The sequence below is a fragment of the Microbacterium sp. NPDC089186 genome (assembly GCF_040685115.1).
GTDB lineage: Bacteria > Actinomycetota > Actinomycetes > Actinomycetales > Microbacteriaceae > Microbacterium > Microbacterium galbum.
In genome coordinates this window covers 461,490-478,991 of record NZ_JBFBHJ010000001.1, presented here as the reverse complement: position 1 = coordinate 478,991, position 17,502 = coordinate 461,490, and the positions used below count along the sequence as shown (strand labels likewise).

General features: G+C 71.3%; 19 protein-coding genes. 13 read left to right on the top strand and 6 right to left on the bottom strand.

The window, feature by feature from the left end; translation table 11 throughout:
- Window positions 1-78: 78 nt before the first annotated feature.
- The 6 genes from AB0N82_RS02265 to AB0N82_RS02240 all read left to right on the top strand — a co-directional run bounded on the left by AB0N82_RS02265 (window position 79) and on the right by AB0N82_RS02240 (window position 6,985).
- Window positions 79-1,602: a mannitol dehydrogenase family protein gene (locus AB0N82_RS02265; protein ID WP_363387591.1), complete on the top strand. Its 1,524-nt coding sequence runs from the start codon at window positions 79-81 to the stop codon at window positions 1,600-1,602.
- A gap of 76 nt (window positions 1,603-1,678) precedes the next feature.
- A complete protein-coding gene (locus AB0N82_RS02260; RefSeq protein WP_363387588.1) occupies window positions 1,679-2,683 on the top strand; it encodes an L-idonate 5-dehydrogenase in 1,005 nt (334 codons plus the stop codon).
- Between the two features lie 44 nt (window positions 2,684-2,727).
- The gene (locus AB0N82_RS02255; RefSeq protein ID WP_315993828.1) at window positions 2,728-4,128 is read left to right on the top strand and encodes an MFS transporter; all 1,401 of its coding nucleotides are present in this window, start codon (window positions 2,728-2,730) and stop codon (window positions 4,126-4,128) included.
- A gap of 88 nt (window positions 4,129-4,216) precedes the next feature.
- Window positions 4,217-5,443: a D-mannonate dehydratase ManD gene (gene manD, locus AB0N82_RS02250; protein WP_315993827.1), complete on the top strand. Its 1,227-nt coding sequence runs from the start codon at window positions 4,217-4,219 to the stop codon at window positions 5,441-5,443.
- Window positions 5,433-6,056 carry a bifunctional 4-hydroxy-2-oxoglutarate aldolase/2-dehydro-3-deoxy-phosphogluconate aldolase gene (locus tag AB0N82_RS02245; protein ID WP_363387583.1) on the top strand — a complete coding sequence of 208 codons (624 nt, stop codon included), beginning with the start codon at window positions 5,433-5,435 and terminating at the stop codon, window positions 6,054-6,056. Before manD ends, AB0N82_RS02245 begins: the two co-directional genes overlap by 11 nt.
- Window positions 6,053-6,985: a sugar kinase gene (locus tag AB0N82_RS02240; RefSeq protein ID WP_363387580.1), complete on the top strand. Its 933-nt coding sequence runs from the start codon at window positions 6,053-6,055 to the stop codon at window positions 6,983-6,985. Before AB0N82_RS02245 ends, AB0N82_RS02240 begins: the two co-directional genes overlap by 4 nt.
- 125 nt (window positions 6,986-7,110) lie before the next feature.
- Here the strand turns inward: AB0N82_RS02240 and purD are convergent, their stop codons facing one another.
- Window positions 7,111-8,382 (bottom strand): phosphoribosylamine--glycine ligase, encoded by a 1,272-nt coding sequence (purD, locus tag AB0N82_RS02235; protein WP_363387577.1) that lies wholly within the window; start codon window positions 8,380-8,382, stop codon window positions 7,111-7,113.
- Between the two features lie 256 nt (window positions 8,383-8,638).
- Between purD and AB0N82_RS02230 the strand changes: the two genes are divergently transcribed.
- Both AB0N82_RS02230 and AB0N82_RS02225 read left to right on the top strand, forming a co-directional pair.
- On the top strand, window positions 8,639-8,995 hold the full coding sequence (locus AB0N82_RS02230; protein WP_076673345.1) for a sterol carrier family protein: 357 nt from the start codon (window positions 8,639-8,641) through the stop codon (window positions 8,993-8,995).
- A 102-nt stretch (window positions 8,996-9,097) separates the two neighbouring features.
- Window positions 9,098-9,433: a potassium transporter Trk gene (locus AB0N82_RS02225; protein ID WP_363387572.1), complete on the top strand. Its 336-nt coding sequence runs from the start codon at window positions 9,098-9,100 to the stop codon at window positions 9,431-9,433.
- Between the two features lie 3 nt (window positions 9,434-9,436).
- Here AB0N82_RS02225 and AB0N82_RS02220 read toward each other — a convergent pair whose 3' ends face one another.
- Window positions 9,437-10,048: a zinc-binding alcohol dehydrogenase gene (locus AB0N82_RS02220; protein WP_315993822.1), complete on the bottom strand. Its 612-nt coding sequence runs from the start codon at window positions 10,046-10,048 to the stop codon at window positions 9,437-9,439.
- 92 nt (window positions 10,049-10,140) lie between these two features.
- Between AB0N82_RS02220 and purM the strand changes: the two genes are divergently transcribed.
- Genes purM through AB0N82_RS02205 form a run of 3 tightly spaced genes read left to right on the top strand, consistent with a single transcriptional unit; the run spans window position 10,141 to window position 13,982 of the window.
- Entirely contained in the window at window positions 10,141-11,283 is a 1,143-nt protein-coding gene (purM, locus tag AB0N82_RS02215) for a phosphoribosylformylglycinamidine cyclo-ligase (protein ID WP_363387569.1), read from the top strand.
- 6 nt (window positions 11,284-11,289) lie between these two features.
- Window positions 11,290-12,765: an amidophosphoribosyltransferase gene (gene purF / locus AB0N82_RS02210; RefSeq protein WP_315993820.1), complete on the top strand. Its 1,476-nt coding sequence runs from the start codon at window positions 11,290-11,292 to the stop codon at window positions 12,763-12,765.
- Window positions 12,762-13,982, top strand: coding sequence for an MFS transporter (locus tag AB0N82_RS02205; protein ID WP_363387566.1), 1,221 nt, complete (start codon window positions 12,762-12,764; stop codon window positions 13,980-13,982). Before purF ends, AB0N82_RS02205 begins: the two co-directional genes overlap by 4 nt.
- Before the next feature lie 150 nt (window positions 13,983-14,132).
- Here the strand turns inward: AB0N82_RS02205 and AB0N82_RS02200 are convergent, their stop codons facing one another.
- Window positions 14,133-14,315, bottom strand: a complete 183-nt coding sequence (locus tag AB0N82_RS02200; RefSeq protein WP_116537293.1) for a DUF3073 family protein — start codon at window positions 14,313-14,315, stop codon at window positions 14,133-14,135.
- A gap of 178 nt (window positions 14,316-14,493) precedes the next feature.
- On the opposite strand from AB0N82_RS02200, the gene AB0N82_RS02195 reads away from it, so the two are divergent.
- A complete protein-coding gene (locus AB0N82_RS02195; protein WP_315993818.1) occupies window positions 14,494-15,009 on the top strand; it encodes a universal stress protein in 516 nt (171 codons plus the stop codon).
- Window positions 15,010-15,013: 4 nt separating this feature from the next.
- Here the strand turns inward: AB0N82_RS02195 and AB0N82_RS02190 are convergent, their stop codons facing one another.
- The 3 genes from AB0N82_RS02190 to AB0N82_RS02180 all read right to left on the bottom strand — a co-directional run bounded on the left by AB0N82_RS02190 (window position 15,014) and on the right by AB0N82_RS02180 (window position 16,992).
- On the bottom strand, window positions 15,014-15,619 hold the full coding sequence (locus tag AB0N82_RS02190; RefSeq protein ID WP_315993817.1) for a PadR family transcriptional regulator: 606 nt from the start codon (window positions 15,617-15,619) through the stop codon (window positions 15,014-15,016).
- Window positions 15,619-16,464 carry a DUF4097 family beta strand repeat-containing protein gene (locus AB0N82_RS02185; protein ID WP_363387561.1) on the bottom strand — a complete coding sequence of 282 codons (846 nt, stop codon included), beginning with the start codon at window positions 16,462-16,464 and terminating at the stop codon, window positions 15,619-15,621. The genes AB0N82_RS02190 and AB0N82_RS02185 overlap by 1 nt, the downstream gene beginning before the upstream one ends.
- A 363-nt stretch (window positions 16,465-16,827) precedes the next feature.
- A complete protein-coding gene (locus tag AB0N82_RS02180; RefSeq protein ID WP_298870623.1) occupies window positions 16,828-16,992 on the bottom strand; it encodes a hypothetical protein in 165 nt (54 codons plus the stop codon).
- Between the two features lie 237 nt (window positions 16,993-17,229).
- Between AB0N82_RS02180 and AB0N82_RS02175 the strand changes: the two genes are divergently transcribed.
- The gene (locus tag AB0N82_RS02175) at window positions 17,230-17,499 is read left to right on the top strand and encodes a Rho termination factor N-terminal domain-containing protein (protein ID WP_315993815.1); all 270 of its coding nucleotides are present in this window, start codon (window positions 17,230-17,232) and stop codon (window positions 17,497-17,499) included.
- Window positions 17,500-17,502 lie beyond the last annotated feature (3 nt).

The following is a 17,502-nucleotide window of genomic DNA, read 5'->3' as shown; positions in this document are numbered from 1 at the left end:
TTCGTGCAGTCCTCCCATCATCGTGCATGTTCTATGAAAACGGTTGACAAGTTTGTACAAACAACGCACACTACTTGTATGCCGATCATCGACGATCCCTTGGGACCGACCGCGAGCCTGCACCGCGGCGCGCGGACGTCCGTCGCCTCTTCTCCCGCCCCGAAAGCCGCCGGCATCCTGCATCTCGGTCTCGGCAGCTTCCACCGGGCCCACCAGGCGGTCTACACCGCTGCGGCCCTCCGCGCCGAGGGCGGGGACTGGGGCATCGTCGGCGTGGCCTCCCGCTCGCGCCGGGTCGTCGACGCGCTGCACGCCCAGGACCACCTCTACGCCGTCGCCACGGTCTCGCCCGAGGCGACGACACTCGACATCCCCGGCGTCCACACCGATTCGTACGTCGCCGCCGCCGATCCGGCCCGAGTGGTCGCCGACCTCTCCGACCCCCGCATCCGGATCGTGACGCTGACGGTGACCGAGAACGGCTACAGCTTCTCGCCCTCGACGCAGCACCTCGACGTGACCGATCCGCGCGTGCAGGCCGACCTCCGCGGCGGCGCACCCATGTCCACCATCGGCCAGCTCGCCCGAGGCCTGCAGGCGCGGGCCTCCGCCGGCGGGGCGCCCCTCTCGATCCTGAGCTGCGACAACCTGCTCTCGAACGGCTCGCACACAGAGAAGCTCGTCCGCGAGTTCCTCCAGGAGCTCCCGGATGCCGAGGGCAGCGACGTCCTGACCTACCTCGACCGTGCCGTGACGTTCCCCTCGAGCATGGTCGACCGCATCGTCCCCTCGACCACCGCCGAGCTGACCGACCGCGTCGCCGGACTGCTCGGTGTGCGCGACGAGGTCCCCGTCCCGGCCGAGCCTTTCACCATGTGGGCCATCGAGGACCGCTTCGCCGGCGGTCGGCCCGCTTGGGAGGCCGGAGGCGCCGTGTTCACCGACGAGGTCGGCGCGTACGAGCAGCTCAAGGTGCGCCTGCTCAACGGCACGCACTCGCTCATCGCCTACCTCGGCGCTCTGCGGGGGGTTCCGACGATCCCGGATGCCATCGCCCTGGCCGACATCGAAGCCGCCGCCGCGGCGGTCCTGCGCGGCGAATACGAGCCCTCGGTCACCGCTCCGGCCGGGGTGGACATCGAGCAGTACGAGCGCGACCTGTTCGCCCGGTGGGGGAACAGCGCGCTGGGGCACCGCACGAGTCAGGTGGGCTCCGACGGATCGGTGAAGCTCGGGCAGCGCATCCCGGGGCCGATCGCCCACGCCCTCGACCGCGGGGAGTTCCCGCACCTCATCGCGCTCACGGTCGCCGCCTACCTCGCCTGCGTCGCCCCGCCGGCCGGCTTCGACCCCGGCCCGCACGCCGAGGCGATGACCGACCCCGCGCGCGAACGGCTCACCGCGGTCCCGACGCGCGACGGGCGCGACCTCGCGCACCGCGCCGTCGTCGACCTGCGGCTGTTCGGCGACGACGTCGCCCATCGGACGGCCTTCGTCGACCGGGTCGGCGACCTCGTCGACACCATCGTGCGGCGCGGCGTCGAGAGCGCGATCGCCGACAGCCTCGCGGCGGCCGGCAGCCTGGCGCACCCCGCGACCTGACCCCCACCCCCGGTGCTCCCCGAGCGCCCCACCACCCCGGCGCTCCCGAAGCGCGAGACGACAGGAAAGAGACGCGATGAAGCTCCTCGCGATCCACGGCGCGGAAGACATCCGCTGGGAAGACCGCCCGACGCCCGAGCCGGGCGAGGGTGAAGTGCGCCTGCGGGTGCGCTACGTCGGCATCTGCGGGTCGGACCTGCACTACTACTTCCACGGCAAGAACGGCGAGTACGCCGTGCGCGAGCCCCTCACCCCGGGCCACGAGCTCTCCGCCGAGGTCGACCTCGACCCCTCCGGGCGCCTCGCGCCGGGGACCCCGGTCACCGTGCACCCTGCACGGTTCGGGCCGGAGGTCACCGGCCTCGAGGACCGCCCGCACCTGCGCGCGGGCGGCGACTACCTCGGCAGCGCCGCGGGGTTCCCGCACCGCCAGGGCGGGGCCGCCGAGATGCTCCTCGTCGAGGAGCACATGATCCGCGTCCTCCCCCCGGGGCTGTCCCTCGAGCGCGCCGCGCTCGCCGAGCCCCTCGCCGTCGCCATCCACGCCGTGGGCCTCACGGGAGATCTGACCGGTAAGCGCGCTCTCGTCATCGGCGCCGGGCCCATCGGCCTGCTCGTCGTCGCCGCGGCCGTGAACGCGGGCGCCGCGATCGTGGGCGCCGGCGATGTCCGGCCCGAGCCTCTGGATCGGGCGCGCGCTCTCGGCGCGACCGAGACCTTCCTCGTGGGCACCGACGCGATCGCCCCCGAGTCGTTCGACGTCGTCTTCGAGTGCTCGGGAGTCGGCGTCGCCCTCACGCAGGCCGTTCGCGCGACCCGCCGCGCCGGCACCGTCGTGCAGGTCGGCATGCTCCCCGACGCCGAGATCGGGGTGAACCTCGCCCCGATGCTCGCGAAGGAGGTCACTCTGCGCGGCGCGTTCCGCTTCTCGACCGAGATCGACGACGCGATCGCCCTGCTGGCCTCCACCGATGCGCTCGACGCGGTCGTCTCGCACGTCCTCCCCGCGACCGACGCGGTGGCCGCGTTCGCCACGGCGCGCGACTCCTCGGCCTCCGCCAAGGTCCTCCTCTCCCTCTGACCCGCTTCACCGAACGATCATCATCACTACGAAGGAGTAATCCGATGAGCAGCTCTTCCGCCCCCGGCGTCGACGCGTCGTCGTCGACGCCCGTCGCCAAGCGGTCCGTGGGCGACCTCGCCCGCGCGGCCGTCTCGGGCTGGCTCGGCACCGCGCTGGAGTTCATGGACTTCCAGCTCTACTCGCTGGCCGCCGCCCTGGTCTTCAGCCAGATCTTCTTCGCCGGGGGCGACGCCGCGATGGCGGTCGTGCTGGCGATGGCCACCTACGGCGTGGGCTACGTGGCCCGCCCGGTCGGCGCGTTCTTCTTCGCCCGCATCGGCGACAAGATCGGTCGCAAGCAGGTGCTGTTCTACACGATCCTGCTCATGGGGGCCGCGACGACGCTGATCGGCGTGCTACCCACGTACGAGCAGGTCGGCATCCTCGCCCCGATCCTCCTCGTCATCCTCCGCCTGGCCCAGGGCTTCGGCGCGGGTGCCGAGATCTCGGGCGCGGGCGTCATGCTCGCCGAGTACGCCCCCGACAACCGTCGCGGCGTCGTGGCCTCGCTGGTCGCCCTGGGCACGAACTGCGGCACGCTGTTCGCCTCGGGCATCTGGGCGATCCTGCTCGCCGTGATGATGGAGAGCGACGTCATCGCGTGGGGGTGGCGCATCCCCTTCATCGGCAGCGCGATCATCATGCTCTTCGCCCTCTGGGTGCGCTTCAACCTCAAGGAGAGCCCGGTCTTCGAGGAGCGCACCGATGTCGTCGACGGCAAGGCGCTCTCGCGCGCCGAGCTGCAGAAGGTCGCCACCGAGACCAACGACATCCGCACGCTCGAGTCGCTGCAGAAGAAGCCCCTCAAGGCCGTGCTCGTGTCGTTCTTCCTCCGCTTCGGCCAGGCCGGCAACTCCGGCATCGTGCAGACCTACCTGATCTCATTCATCACGATCACCCTCGCCATCTCGAAGGAGGTCGGCCCCGAGATCGTCATCGTCTCGTCGCTGATCGGCTTCGTCACCATCCCCGTGGTCGGCTTCCTCGGCGACAGGTTCGGCCGCCGCCGCATGTACATCGTCATGTCCGCGCTGTCGCTGCTGCTGATCGTCCCGACCCTGCTGCTGATCAACTCGCGCGAAGTGGGTGCGATCTTCGTCGGCTACGCGCTGATCCACAACATCTCGGTGCTGGGTCTGGCGTCCATGGAGAACATCTCGATCCCCGAGATCTTCGGCGCCCGCAACCGCTACACCCTCACCGCCGTCGTCCGCGAGATCGCCGCCATCATCGCCACCGGTATCGGCCCCGTCGTCGCCGCCGCGTGGGTGGCCGCCGCCACGGGCAGCATCGTCCCGATCATGGTGCTCATGGGGGTCTTCACCGCCTCGGCCCTGGTCGCCGCGATCGTCGCCCCCGAGTGGACCGGTCGCGACCTGACCGACCCGCGCGCCGCGATGTGACCGCGGGGCGCGACGCCCCGCACCCCGGGCGGGCTCGTGACGGCGAGCCCGCCCGGCATCCCTCTTCCCTCCTCGAGAAAGACCCCGCATGAGCATCGAATCCGTCGACGTCATCGTCACCAGCCCCGGCCGCAACTTCGTCACCCTGAAGGTCACCACCAGCGACGGCGTCGTCGGATGGGGGGATGCCACCCTCAACGGCCGCGAGCTGTCGGTGGCGTCGTACCTCTCCGACCACCTCGCCTCGATGCTCATCGGCCGCGACGAGGACCGCATCGAGGACACCTGGCAGTACCTCTACCGCGGCGCGTACTGGCGCCGCGGACCCGTGACCATGGCCGCGATCGCCGCGGTCGACATGGCGCTGTGGGACATCAAGGCCAAGAAGGCCGGGATGCCGCTCTACCAGCTGCTCGGAGGCGCGAGCCGCGACGGCGTGCGCGTCTACGCCCACGCCTCGGGCACCGACTTCGCCGCGCTTTCGAACGCGATCACCGGCTACCGCGAACTCGGCTTCACCGCCGTGCGTGTGCAGACGGGCGTCCCCGGCCTCGGCCAGATCTACGGCGTCTCGGCCGCGGGCCCGGGCGTGCGCTACGACTACGAGCCGGCCAAGCGCTCAGGCGACCGCCCCGCCGAGGAGACCTGGGACACCCGCCAGTACCTCAACCACATGCCCGGGGTGTTCGCGAAGATCCGCGAGGAGTTCGGCACCGACCTGCGCCTCCTCCACGACGGTCACCACCGCATGTCGCCGATCGAGGCCGCCCGCTTCGCGAAGGACGTCGAGCCCTACGACCTCTTCTGGCTCGAGGACGCCACCCCCGGCGAGGACCAGACGGCGCTGCGCCTCATCCGTCAGCACTCGACGACCCCGCTCGCGATCGGCGAGGTCTTCAACACCGTGTACGACTACCAGACGCTGATCACCGAGCGCCTGATCGACTACGTGCGCTCGGCCGTGACCCACACCGGCGGCATCACCGCGATGAAGAAGCTCCTCGACTTCGCCGCGATCTACGGCATCCGCTCCGGCATCCACGGCCCCACCGACATCTCGCCGGTCGGAATGGCCGCTGCCCTGCACCTGGATCTGGCGATCCACAACTTCGGCATCCAGGAGTACATGCCGCACAACGAGCAGACGCTCGAGGTGTTCCAGACCTCGTTCACCTTCGACAAGGGCTTCCTGCACCCCGGCGACCAGCCCGGTCTTGGCGTCGAGCTCGACGAAGAGGCCGCCGGCGCGTTCGAGTACACGAAGGCGTACCTGCCCGTGAACCGCCTCCTCGACGGGACCGTCCATGACTGGTGAGCTCCCCTCCCGCACCGTCGCCTCGAAGCTCGTCGTCGTCGCCCGGGCGTCCGCCGCGTCGGATTACGCGCCGGTGCTCGCCGCTCTCGCCGAGGCGGGCGTGCAGAGCGTCGAGCTGACGCTCACGACGCCGGGCACCTTCGACGCCTTCGCCGACCTGCGCTCGTCGTTCGACGGCGACCTCGGCATCGGCACGGTCACGAACCTCGATCAGCTCGAGCGCGCGATCGCCGTCGGCGCCGACTACGTCGTCACCCCCATCACCTCGACCGCCCTCGTCGAGCGCGCGGTCGCCGCCGGCATGGCGATCGTCCCGGGTGGTCTCACTCCCACCGAGCTGTTCGCCTCGTGGTCGGCGGGCGCCTCGGCGGTGAAGGTCTTCCCGGCCGGACAGGTCGGCCCGGGGTACCTGAAGGACCTGCGCGGACCGTTCCCCGACATCGCCGTCGTCCCCTCCGGGGGAGTGGATGCCGACTCCGCGGCCGCGTGGCTCGCCGCGGGCGCCGTGGCCGTCAGCGTCGGCGGCCCGCTCCTCGGCGATGCGTTCCGAGGCGGCGACCTCGGCGCGCTCCGCGACCGGGCGAGGCGGTTCGTGGAGGTGTGCGCGTCGTGACGCGCGTCGTCACCCTCGGCGAGACCATGGCGCTCGCCCGCACGACCGAGATCGGCTCGCTCCGGCACGCGTCGGGGCTCGCACTCGGCATCGGTGGGGCCGAGAGCAACGTCGCGGTCGGGCTGCGGCGCCTCGGCGTCGATGCGTCGTGGCTCGGTCGGGTCGGTGACGACCCCCTGGGCGAGCGGATCGCGCGCGAGCTGCGCGGGGAGGGCGTCGACGTCCACGCTCTCGTCGATGCCGGAGCCCCCACGGGCCTGATGATCAAGGAGCGTCCGTCCGCGGCATCCACCGCCGTGCACTACTACCGCCGTGGCTCGGCGGGGTCCCGCGTGAGTGCCGCCGATGTGCCCGACGGGTGGGTCGAAGAGGCGGCGCTGCTGCACGTGACGGGCATCACGCCGTTGCTGTCCGACACCGCCCGCGCCACCGTGCTCGCGGTCGTCGAGCGGGCCCGCGACGCGGGCGTGCCGGTGAGCTTCGACATCAACTACCGTTCGGCGCTCGCCGCCCCCGAGATCGCGGGGCCGCTGCTGCGCGAGATCGCGGAGCACGCGACCCTCGTCTTCGGCGGCGTCGAGGAGCTCGAGCTGCTGGGGCCGGATGCCACCGCCTCGCTCCTCGCGGAAGGGGTCGCACAGGTGGTCGTCAAGCGCGGCCCCGAGGGGGCCGCCGTCTTCACTCCCGACGGCGTGACCGAGGCTCCGGGCTTCGTGATCGAGCCGCTCGACACCGTCGGCGCGGGAGACGCCTTCGTGGCCGGCTATCTCAGCGCCTGGCTCGAGGAGCGGTCGGGCGCGGACGCCCTCGTCCGGGGCAATGCCTGCGGGGCGATGGCCTGTCTCGTGCCCGGCGACTGGGAGGCGGCCCCGACGCGGCGCGACCTCGAGCGCTTCCTCGTCGGCGGTGGGGATCCGGTGCGGCGCTGAGCGTGACAGTCGCGCCGCACTGAGCGGTCCGCGGCCGATCGGTGCGCGGCGGGTGCGGGGCGCCGGGGATGCGGTCGTGTCGGGATGCGATCGAGGCGGCGGAGGCGTGGCCTCGTCGCCCGCTGTCAGTCCTGAGCGACCCTCGCCGCGATGTCGGTGCGGAACTGCCCGCCCTCCAGGCCGATGCGCTCGAGCCCCGCGTAGGCGGCCTCGCGCGCCTCGGAGAAGGTCGTGCCGGTCGCGACGACGGAGAGCACGCGTCCGCCCGTCGCGATCAGTTCGCCGTCGCGGTCGGCCGTGGCCGCGTGCGCGACGTGCACGCCGTCGACTTCCTCGGCCTCGTCGATCCCGGTCAGCACGCGGCCGGTGATCGGCGCTTCGGGGTAGCCCTCGCTCGCGAGCACGACGGTGACGGCGGTGGCCTCGGCGAACGCCGGGCGGGGCTCGTCCTCGAGCGTGCCGGATGCCGCGGCCAGCAGCAGCCGCGACAGCGGGTCGACAAGGCGCGGCAGCACGACCTGCGTCTCGGGGTCGCCGAAGCGGGCGTTGAACTCGATGACCTTGACGCCCTGCTCGGTGAGGATGAGTCCGGCGTAGAGGAGCCCGATGAACGGGGTGCCCTCGGCATCCATCTGCCGGATCACGGGCTCGGCGATCACGCGCGTGACGTGGTCGACGAAGGAGTCCTCGTCGCCGAAGCGGTCCGACAACCAGGGCAGCGGCGAATACGCGCCCATGCCGCCGGTGTTCGGGCCCTCATCGCCGTCGCGCAGGCGCTTGAAGTCCTGCGCGGGGCTGAGGGGGGCGACGTGATCGCCGTCGCTGAGGAAGAAGAGCGAGACCTCGGGCCCGGAGAGGAACTCCTCGATGAGCACGGCACCGGTGGGCAGGTACGTCTCGGCGTGGGCGATCGCGGCGGCGCGGTCACTCGTCACGATCACGCCCTTGCCCGCGGCGAGGCCGTCGGCCTTGACCACGTAAGGCGCCCCGTACGCGTCGAGGGCGGCCTCGACGGAGGCGAGGTCGTGCGCGCGCGCCGAGCGTCCGGTGGGCACGCCCGCGGCATCCATGATGCGCTTGGCGTAGGTCTTGGATCCCTCGAGCTGCGCTGCGGCCCTGCCCGGACCGAAGACCGGGATGCCGTGTGCGCGCAGCGGATCCGCCACGCCCGCGACGAGCGGGGCCTCGGGTCCGACGACGACGAGGTCGATGGCCTCGTCCTTCGCGAAGGTCAGCACCGCGGTGGGGTCGAGGGGGTCGAGGCCGACCAGGTGCGCTTCGCGCGCGATGCCGGCGTTGCCCGGCGCGGCGAAGATCGCGTGCGAAGCCTCTTCGGAGCGCAGGGCGAGGATGATGGCGTGCTCGCGCGCGCCCGAACCGAGGACCAGGATTCTCACGCGGCCAGCCTACCGAGCGGCGGGCGTCGGCTCCGGCGAGGGTTCGCGGGCGCAGACTGCGTGATGCGCGCGACCTCGGTCGGCAAGGGCGCGGGGGAGCTGAGTTCGCGCAGATCGCCGACGTCATGCGGGGAGCCGCGCCGGAACCGCCGCGCCCCGATCGCAGCGCCCCTGCCCGCCCCTTGGGCCGTCCCGCCGCTCCGCCCGTGGCGTCGCCCATGGCCCGCCCCCGTCGTCCCCGAGTAGCGTGGATGCCATGCCTCCCCGCCGTATCGAGACCGGAGACGGACGCGCCGCGCTCGCCGCCGTGGCCGCCGGAGACGCTCCCCGCCCGGCGACCGCCACCGCGGTGCGCTACCTGCTGCAGCTGCTGGCGGAGAAGGCGCCGGGCAACTCCGTCGAGATGCGCGTACCGCCCTTCGGCGCCGTGCAGGTGATCGAGGGCCCGCGCCACACCCGCGGCACTCCGCCCAACGTCGTCGAGACCGATGCCGCGACCTGGATCGCCGTCGCCACCGGCGAGGAGCACTGGACGGATGCCGTCACCGCCGGCCGCATCGTGGCATCCGGGGTGCGCGCCGACCTGAGCGCGCTGCTTCCCCTGCGGCCGTAGGCCCTCGGCCTCCATCCCTGCCCTCTCCGTCCGGCCCGCCGCCGGTGCCTCGACGCCGAAGAACCCGACCCGCTCGCGGCGCAGCGGTGGGAGAATGTGCCTATGTCCGACCAACCCGCTCCCGAACGACCGGTGTACGTCCGCGACGACATCGAGACCGTCACGGTGCGCCGCGCCCCCAAGTACGGCGTCTTCCTGGCCGCGGGTGCCTTCCTCGGCATCCTCGTCGCCCTCATCCTCACGGTCGCCATCGACGGCAGCGACGTGAGCCCCTACACGCAGGTCGTGTACTCCGAGATGCAGGTCTTCGGCTTCACGGCGCTCATCTGCGTCGTGGCGGGAGTGGCGGTCGCCGCGATCGTCGCCCTCGTCTTCGAGCGCGCCCTCGGCGCACGCACCCGCCAGGTGACCGTCGACCACGAGCAGTTCGAGGTCTGACCCTCACGCCAGTTCGGCGATGATCGGGTGGATCGCGGTGTCGAACGCGACCACGTCGCTGCGCAGACCGTCGGTCACCGCGACGGTGAGCGAACCGATCCACCACACGCCCCGCTGAGCCAGCGGCAGCACCTGCACGTTCAGCTCGAACGAGTGCGCCCGGCGGCCGACGACGCGCTCGTGCGCCGCGATCGCGCTCGCGTACGCGCGATACGACACCCCGGGGCGAGCCGCGGATTCCCGTGCGTAGCGATCGTGGGCGAGTCGGGCGAAGTCGACGGCGTCGTCCGCGTGCCGGGCGATGGCCCTGCGCAGCACATCGGCGCCCTCCACCGGCAGGGCGACGAGGGTGTCGAAACCATCGACCAGTTCGAGCGGCACCGGCGAGGGGTGCGCCTGCGGTTCCACCGTCAGCGCCCAATAGCTCCGCCACTCGCGCTCGAGCTGCTGCTGGGCGGCATCCGTCCGCTCGTCGATCATCGGCGAGGGAACGCGTCGGAGTGCGGGCAGCTCCTCCGGAGAGCGGATGCCGAGCGCCTGTCGCAGATAGAGCGCGACGAGCACCGGCTGAGCCGCGTCTTCGCGGATCACCCATTCCGGCTGGCCGCCCGTCATGGCGCCATTGTAGGGAGGCGCGGCGGCGGGTGGGGCGGGCCTTGCGTCGAGCCCGGAACACCCGCGCGTGTCACCCCGGGTAGTCTGTTGCGGTGGCCTCCGCTCCCCACGAAAACCCGTACTCCGCCGCAGGCGTCGATACCGCCGCCGGAGATCTCGCCGTCGAACTGATGAAGTCCGCTGTGCGTCGCACGCACGGCCCCGAGGTGCTCGGGGGCGTGGGCGGCTTCGCCGGTCTCTTCGACGCCTCCGCGCTGCGCGACTACGCCAAGCCGCTGCTCGCGACCAGCACCGACGGCGTCGGTACCAAGGTCGCGATCGCGCAGGCGATCGACAAGCACGACACGATCGGCGAAGACCTCGTCGGCATGGTCGTCGACGACATCGTCGTGGTCGGTGCGCGTCCGCTGTTCATGACCGACTACATCGCGTGCGGCAAGGTCGTGCCGCAGCGCATCGCCGACATCGTCGCGGGCATCGCGCGCGGCTGCGCCATGACGGGCACCGCGCTCGTCGGCGGCGAGACCGCGGAGCACCCGGGCCTGCTGGGCGTCGACGACTACGACGTCGCCGGAGCGGCGACCGGTGTCGTGGAGGCCGACCGCGTGCTGGGCGCCGACCGCGTGAAGAACGGCGACGTCGTGCTGGCCCTCGCGTCCAGCGGTCTACACTCCAACGGCTACTCGCTCGTGCGCCACATCATCACCGGCGCCGGCATCGCGTACGGCTCCGCATCGGCCGACCTCGGCGCGACGTGGGGCGAAGCGCTCCTCGAGCCCACGCGCCTGTACACCTCGCCGCTGCTGCGTCTGCTCGACGACGCGGCGGTCGGCTCCGGCATCCACTCGCTCAGCCACGTCACCGGCGGCGGCATCGCCGCGAACCTCGCGCGCGTGCTGCCGCAGAACACGTGGGTCGACGTGGATCGCTCGACGTGGAGCCCGTCGCCGGTGTTCCGCGTGCTCGCCGACATCGGCGGACTCGACCTCACCGCGACCGAGGGCACCTGGAACCTCGGCATCGGCTTCCTCGCCGTCGTGGCGCCCGAGATCGCGGATGCCGCGACCGCGGCGCTCACGGCCGACGGCATCGCCACCTGGCAGGTCGGCGTCGTCCGCGACGACCAGCGCCCCGAGGGCGACTACGAACAGGGCGCGAAGGGCGTCGACGGCGGCGCCGTCCGTCTCGTCGGAACCTACGCGGATGCCGGTCACCCGGCGAACGGAGCGAAGTAACACCCCATGTGCGGCATCGTCGGCATGGCCGGGCAGGGCCCGGTCAACCAGGAGATCTACGACGCGCTCCTCCTCCTCCAGCACCGGGGACAGGACTCCACGGGCATGGCCACGGCCGAGTCCAGCGGCGTGTTCCACATCCACAAGGCCCGCGGCCAGGTGCGCGAAGCGTTCCGCACGCGCGACATGCGCGCCCTCCTCGGCGACATCGGCCTCGGGCACGTGCGCTACGCGACCAAGGGCACGGCATCCAACGAAGAAGAGGCGCAGCCCTTCTACGTCAACGCCCCCTACGGCATCGTGCTCGTGCACAACGGCAACCTGACGAACACGCGCGAGCTGACGACCGAGCTCTTCCACAAGGACCGTCGTCACCTCAACACCAGCAGCGACACGGAGCTGCTCGTCAACATCCTCGGCTCCGAGCTGCAGTCCGAGATCACCGGACCCGACCTCGACCCCGCGCAGGTCTTCCGCGCGGTCGGTCGCGTGCACGAGCGCGTCGAGGGCTCCTACGCCTCGATCGCGCTCATCGCCGGCTACGGGCTGCTCGCGTTCCGCGACCCGTTCGGCATCCGTCCGCTCATCCTCGGCAAGCGTCCCGCGGCGCAGGTGCCCGGCGGTGAGCCGCGCGACGAATGGATCGTGGCATCCGAATCCCTCGTGCTCGAGAACGGCGGCTTCGAGGTCGTCCGCGACGTCGAGCCGGGTGAGGCGGTCTTCATCACCCTCGACGGCACCCTGCACGCCCAGCAGTGCGCCGAGAAGACGATGCTCGCGCCGTGCTCGTTCGAGTACGTCTACCTCGCGCGCCCCGACTCGGTCATGAACGGCGTCTCGGTGTACGAGACCCGCCTGCGCATGGGGGAGCGGCTCGCCGACACGGTCGCCAAGTACACTCCCGCGGGCGCCATCGATGTGGTCATGCCCATCCCCGATTCGGCGCGTCCGGCGGCGATGCAGGTGGCCCGAAAGCTCGGGATCGAGTACCGCGAGGGCTTCTACAAGAACCGCTACGTCGGCCGCACGTTCATCATGCCCGGGCAGGCGGTGCGCAAGAAGAGCGTGCGCCAGAAGCTCAACGCGATGTCGACGGAGTTCCAGGGCAAGAACGTCCTCCTCGTCGACGACTCGATCGTGCGCGGTACCACCAGCCGCGAGATCATCCAGATGGCTCGGGATGCCGGGGCCAAGAGCGTCACGTTCGCCTCGGCCGCACCTCCCGTGCGCTACCCCCACGTCTACGGCATCAACATGCCCTCGCGTCACGAGCTCGTCGCGCACGGGCGCACGATCCCGGAGATCGCCGAGGAGCTCGGCTGCGACTACCTGGTGTACCAGGAGGTCGAGGACCTGAAGGCCGCCATCATGGAGGGCACCGACCTGGTCGACCTCGACATGAGCTGCTTCGACGGGCGCTACGTCACGGGCACCGTGTCGGAGGAGTACCTCGCCTGGGTCGAGGGCAGTCAGGAGTCTTGACCCCGGCGAGAGCGGCGGGAACGCTCGCACTGGCCGCTTCGGCCATCGTGCTGCTCGCGTTGACGCTGCGCATCGCCGTCGCGTCGTTGTCGCCACTGCTGCTGATCATCGGCCGCGACTTCGCGCTCCCGGCCGCGGTGGTCGGTCTCATCGGCATGGCCCCTCCCGTGGCGTTCGCGCTCGCTGGCATGGTCGCGCCCGCCATCGAGCGCCGCCTCGGTCTCGAGCGCAGCGTGCTCATCGCCGCCGTCGTCGCGGCGGTCATGCTCGGCCTCCGGGCGGCCGTGGTCGACGCGTGGACGCTCCTCGCCGCCACGGCGGGGGTGTTCGCGGCGGTCGGCGTGGCCAACGTGCTGATCCCCGCGGTCGTGAAGAAGTACTTCCCCGAGCGCATCGGCCTGATGACCACCGTGTACACGACCACGATGGCGGTCGCGACCTTCACGCCACCGCTGGTCGCGGTCCCGCTGGCCGACGCTGTCGGGTGGCGCGGATCCTTCGCCGTCTGGGCCGTCGTGGCGCTCGCGGCCGTGGTGCCCTGGATCGCGATGAGCCTGCGGGCGCGGGCCTCCCGCGCCGACATGGTGGAAGAGCCCCGCACCTCGGTGCTGTCGCGCGTGGTGCGCGTGCCGCAGACGTGGGCGCTCGTCGTCACGTTCGCGGTGAACTCCTCGATCGCCTACGGCCTGTTCGCCTGGCTCCCGCCCCTGCTGATCGATGTGGCGGGGGTGGATGCCGCCACGGCCGGCGGTCTGCTGGCGCTGTTCGCCTTCATGGGGTTGCCGGTGTCGCTCGTCGTTCCCCTGCTCGTTCAGCGCATCGGTCGGACGACGCCGTTCTACGCGGCGGCCGTGATCTCGGGTCTGCTCGGGGCGGGCGGCCTGCTTCTCGCCCCGACGGCGGCGACCGTGCTGTGGGTGGTGCTGATCGGCATCCCGCCCCTGCTCTTCCCGATGGTGCTCGTGCTCTTCGGGCTGCGCACGCGTGCGCACGAGACGGCGGTCGCCCTGAGCGGTCTCGTGCAGAGCGTCGGCTACGGCCTGGCGGCGCTGATGCCGCTCGCGATCGGCCTGACCCACGAGATCACCGGCGGGTGGACCGCGGCCCTCGTGCTGCTCGGGCTGGCGGTCGCGTGCGCCGTGCCGGCGGGCATCGTCGTCGCGCGGCGCGAGAGCATCGAGGACGCGTGGGAGCGCCGCACCGGGCGCACCTGGTGACGGACGCCACCGGGCGTGGTCATCGAGAGGTGCACGTGCGAACGGCGGTGACGATGTCGTCACCGCCGTTCAGCGTCGAGGGTCGGCGAATCGCGTTGTCGCTCACCCGATGCTGAGGCGTCGGCGCGTGAACGAAACGAGCGGAAGGCGTCAGGCCTTCTCGTCTTCGTATTCGTCGGAGTACTGGTCGGCCCACTTGTCGACGTACGCGTCTTCACCCGCCGCGGGTGCGCCGAGCTCGCGCTCGAGCGCCGAGTAGTTCACCGAGTAGGTGTCGTACTTCAGCTCACGGGCGATCTTGGTGTTCTTCGCCTTCTGACGGCCACGCCCCATGCGAGACCCCCTCACGATCGACGTCGAGGGCCGCATTGCGGGCCCTGCGTATTGCGGTTCCGGACCGAGCCGGTAAGAGTAACAGCCAGGATATCACGGCGCATTCCGGCCCAGCCGTCCGGCCCGAGAGGGCGCGGGTGGCGGGCGGCTCGGCGCCGGTGTGGCGAGAGGAGCAGGCATGACCGAACAGTCCCGTTCGCACGGCGCCGCGGGAGCGGTGATCGCCGGAGTGGTTCCCGGGCAGTCGCCGCGGGTCGTGCGGGAGGCGGCCCGCTACGCGGCGCTCGCGGGAGCGCCCCTCGTGGTCGTGCACGTCGACACGACCCGGTTCGTCGCGTTCGAAGACCCCGACGGCTATGTGCACTCCTCCACGGTCGATGTGGCGGGTGCGGCGTCGAAGGCGGCGCTCGAGGAGGTGCGCCGCGCGGCCACCGAGGCCCTGGCGGGCGATGACGTGAGCTGGAGCGTGCAGCAGGAGATCGGTGACCCCGCGCTCGCGCTGATCCATCTCGCCGACCAGCTCGAGGCCTCTCTCCTCGTCGTCGGCACGCGCAAGCGCGGGCTGGGCGAGTCGCTGCGGGAGTTCCTCACCGGATCCGTCGCGGCTCGGCTCACGCATCGTCAGCGCCGACCGGTGCTCGTCGTCCCCGTGGGCGAGCCGGCCGGCGCCGACGATCAGCTGCCGTGGGAGTGACGCCCTAGCTCCGCAGGGCGTGCGCGACGGCGTCCGACGCCCGTTGCAGCGCCTCTTCGATCCCGTCGACCCCGGATGCCGAGAGCTCGCCGCCCCGGGCGACGTGCGCGCGGAGCTCCGAGCGCACGCGTCCGCGGAACTCCGTGATCGCCGCGTCGGCGCGCGACAGCTGCTCACGGCTGCGCGAGCGGGCGTCGTCGGCGGGAGTCGTCTGCGCCTGTTCGCGTTCCTCGCGGGAGGCGGCGGCGAGGTCGGCGCGCAGGCTGCGCATCGCGTCGCGGACGCTTCCGCGCACCTCGTCGGCGATGAGCCGGACGCTGTCGGCGAGTCCGGCCTGGATGCCCTCCAGGTCGCCGGAGCGCTCGGCGACCTCGGCGCGTCCGGCATCGGTGATCTCGTAGACGGTCTTGCGGCCGTCGACGGTCTTGGTCACCAGCCCCTCTTCCTCGAGCTTCGACAGGCGCGGGTAGATCGTGCCGGCGGAGGGGGAGTAGGTGCCGCCCGTGCGCTCGGACAGGGCCTGCATGAGGTCGTAACCGTGGCGGGGGGCCTCGTCGAGCAGGCTGAGGATGTACAGGCGCAGATCGCCGTGGGAGAAGACGGGGCTCATCACCACTCCTCCTCTCCGGCGAGCTCCTCGGGGCGCAGGCCCGAGATGCCGCGGCGTAGCACCGTGATCTCGCCTGAGACGGTGTTGGCCCGGACGTCGACGAAGCTCCCCGCGAGGGTGCCGGTCGATCCCGAATAGGTGGTGGGGCCCTTGCCCGAGCGCACGATGCCGTCGATCTGCACGCGGCCGCTCACCGAGCGCGAGACGTAGTTCGCCGGGAGCGACCGATCGAGCCGGATGGTCGCGGTGCCGCTGACGGAGTTGAGCGAGATGGACTGGGTGTGACCGCTGGAGTCGACGAGCATCGCCCCCGAGACGGTGTCGATCGAGGCCTTCGTGATGCGGCCGGTGGCGGCGACGTCGCCCGAGACGCTGTTGGCGCTGAGCGCGCCGTCGAGCTCGCGCACCTGCAGGTCACCGGAGACGGCGTTCAGGTCGACGTCGCCCTCGATGCCGTCGACGATGATGTCGCCCGAGACGGTGTTCAGGCGCACGTCGCTGCGCAGGCCCGCGACCAGGGCGCTCGCGCTGACGACGCCGAGCGTGAGGGCGACGGTGCGCGGCACGGCGACGCTGATCTCGGCCTTGGGGCCGCCGGCACCGAAATTACGGAAGACCTCGAGGAAGTTGTCCCACCGCAGCTGGGGGTGGTCGATCTCGAGACGGCCGTCGACCATCTCGATGCGGAGGTCTTTGACGGTGACGCCGTGCACCTCGATGCGGGCGTCGGTCTCGTCATGGGCGATCACGTCGACCTGCCCGCCGACGAGGCCGATCTTCAGTTCGCGCAGGGCCGCGACGTCGATGACGCGCGTCTCGCCCGGATGGACGATCCATTTCTCCATGGTCTGGTCTCCTCACTCGCGATATATCGCGTTAAGTCGAGTATCGCGATATATCGCGTTCGAGTCAACCCCTGCCGCGTGGCCGGTGGCGGCGTCCGGTGGTTTCGACGCGCTCAGCCACCTCTCGGTGCAGATGGTGACGTCCGGTGGCTTCGACGGGCTCAGCCACCTTTGTGTGGGCGTGGCACTGGGCCTCGCCATTCGCTCCGCGCCGCTCCGGAGTTCCCTGAGCCTGTCGAGGGGATTGGGACCCCCGGAAACGACGGATGCCACGCCCTCGGTGAGGACGTGGCATCCGGGGCGGGAAGACCCGCCGGGAGTCGAGGGCGACGCGCACCCGAAACGCGTCGCTCCTCGATGAGGTCAGACGGGCTTGCGTCCGCTGATGAGACGGAACAGCAGCACGATGAGGGCGATGAGGCCGACGATGATGGCGATCCACAGCAGGAAGTTGGCCGCCTGGCCCAGTCCGCTGAAGATGGCGATGACGATCGCGGCGACGATGATGATGATGAGGAAGATGTTCATGGGGGGCTCCTTCTTCCCCGCGCGATGGCGCGGGACCTGGCGAGTAGGTCGATCCGCTGCGCTCCGCGCGAACGCCGCACGCACCGGATGATCGGTATCCAACGTGCCACCGGTGAGGGGCGCTGTCGGTGGGGTTGACGCTGCGCGAAACCGGCTGGTAGCCGCGTGGTTGTCAACCCCGCGGACGCCGCGACGGGCGCGCCCGTAGCGTCGGATCCTCGACGGAAGGAGACGGCCATGCCCCAGGGGCGAGGATCCAACAGCCTGAAGGACCCCGAACTGTACGAGGAGTTGCGCGCGCAGGGCGACTCGAAGGAGAAGGCGGCCCGCATCTCGAACGCCGCCGCCGCGCAGGGACGCGACAGCATCGGTGAAAAGGGCGGCCACGCCGAGAACTACGAGGACCGCACCGTCGACGAGCTGAAGAAGCGCGCGAAGGAACTCGGCATCACCGGCTACTCCGGCAAGAAGAAGGCGGAGCTGATCGACATGCTCCGCTCGCACTGACGC

Bases quoted from the DNA above. Each gene is read 5' to 3' on its own strand.
- AB0N82_RS02265 (WP_363387591.1), top strand. From the start codon at position 79: ATGCCGATCATCGACGATCCCTTGGGACCGACCGCGAGCCTGCACCGC.
- AB0N82_RS02260 (WP_363387588.1), top strand. From the start codon at position 1,679: ATGAAGCTCCTCGCGATCCACGGCGCGGAAGACATCCGCTGGGAAGAC.
- AB0N82_RS02255 (WP_315993828.1), top strand. From the start codon at position 2,728: ATGAGCAGCTCTTCCGCCCCCGGCGTCGACGCGTCGTCGTCGACGCCC.
- manD (WP_315993827.1), top strand. From the start codon at position 4,217: ATGAGCATCGAATCCGTCGACGTCATCGTCACCAGCCCCGGCCGCAAC.
- AB0N82_RS02245 (WP_363387583.1), top strand. From the start codon at position 5,433: ATGACTGGTGAGCTCCCCTCCCGCACCGTCGCCTCGAAGCTCGTCGTC.
- AB0N82_RS02230 (WP_076673345.1), top strand. From the start codon at position 8,639: ATGCCTCCCCGCCGTATCGAGACCGGAGACGGACGCGCCGCGCTCGCC.
- AB0N82_RS02225 (WP_363387572.1), top strand. From the start codon at position 9,098: ATGTCCGACCAACCCGCTCCCGAACGACCGGTGTACGTCCGCGACGAC.
- AB0N82_RS02220 (WP_315993822.1), bottom strand. From the start codon at position 10,048: ATGACGGGCGGCCAGCCGGAATGGGTGATCCGCGAAGACGCGGCTCAG.
- purF (WP_315993820.1), top strand. From the start codon at position 11,290: ATGTGCGGCATCGTCGGCATGGCCGGGCAGGGCCCGGTCAACCAGGAG.
- AB0N82_RS02200 (WP_116537293.1), bottom strand. From the start codon at position 14,315: ATGGGGCGTGGCCGTCAGAAGGCGAAGAACACCAAGATCGCCCGTGAG.
- AB0N82_RS02195 (WP_315993818.1), top strand. From the start codon at position 14,494: ATGACCGAACAGTCCCGTTCGCACGGCGCCGCGGGAGCGGTGATCGCC.
- AB0N82_RS02190 (WP_315993817.1), bottom strand. From the start codon at position 15,619: ATGAGCCCCGTCTTCTCCCACGGCGATCTGCGCCTGTACATCCTCAGC.
- AB0N82_RS02185 (WP_363387561.1), bottom strand. From the start codon at position 16,464: ATGGAGAAATGGATCGTCCATCCGGGCGAGACGCGCGTCATCGACGTC.
- AB0N82_RS02180 (WP_298870623.1), bottom strand. From the start codon at position 16,992: ATGAACATCTTCCTCATCATCATCATCGTCGCCGCGATCGTCATCGCC.
- AB0N82_RS02175 (WP_315993815.1), top strand. From the start codon at position 17,230: ATGCCCCAGGGGCGAGGATCCAACAGCCTGAAGGACCCCGAACTGTAC.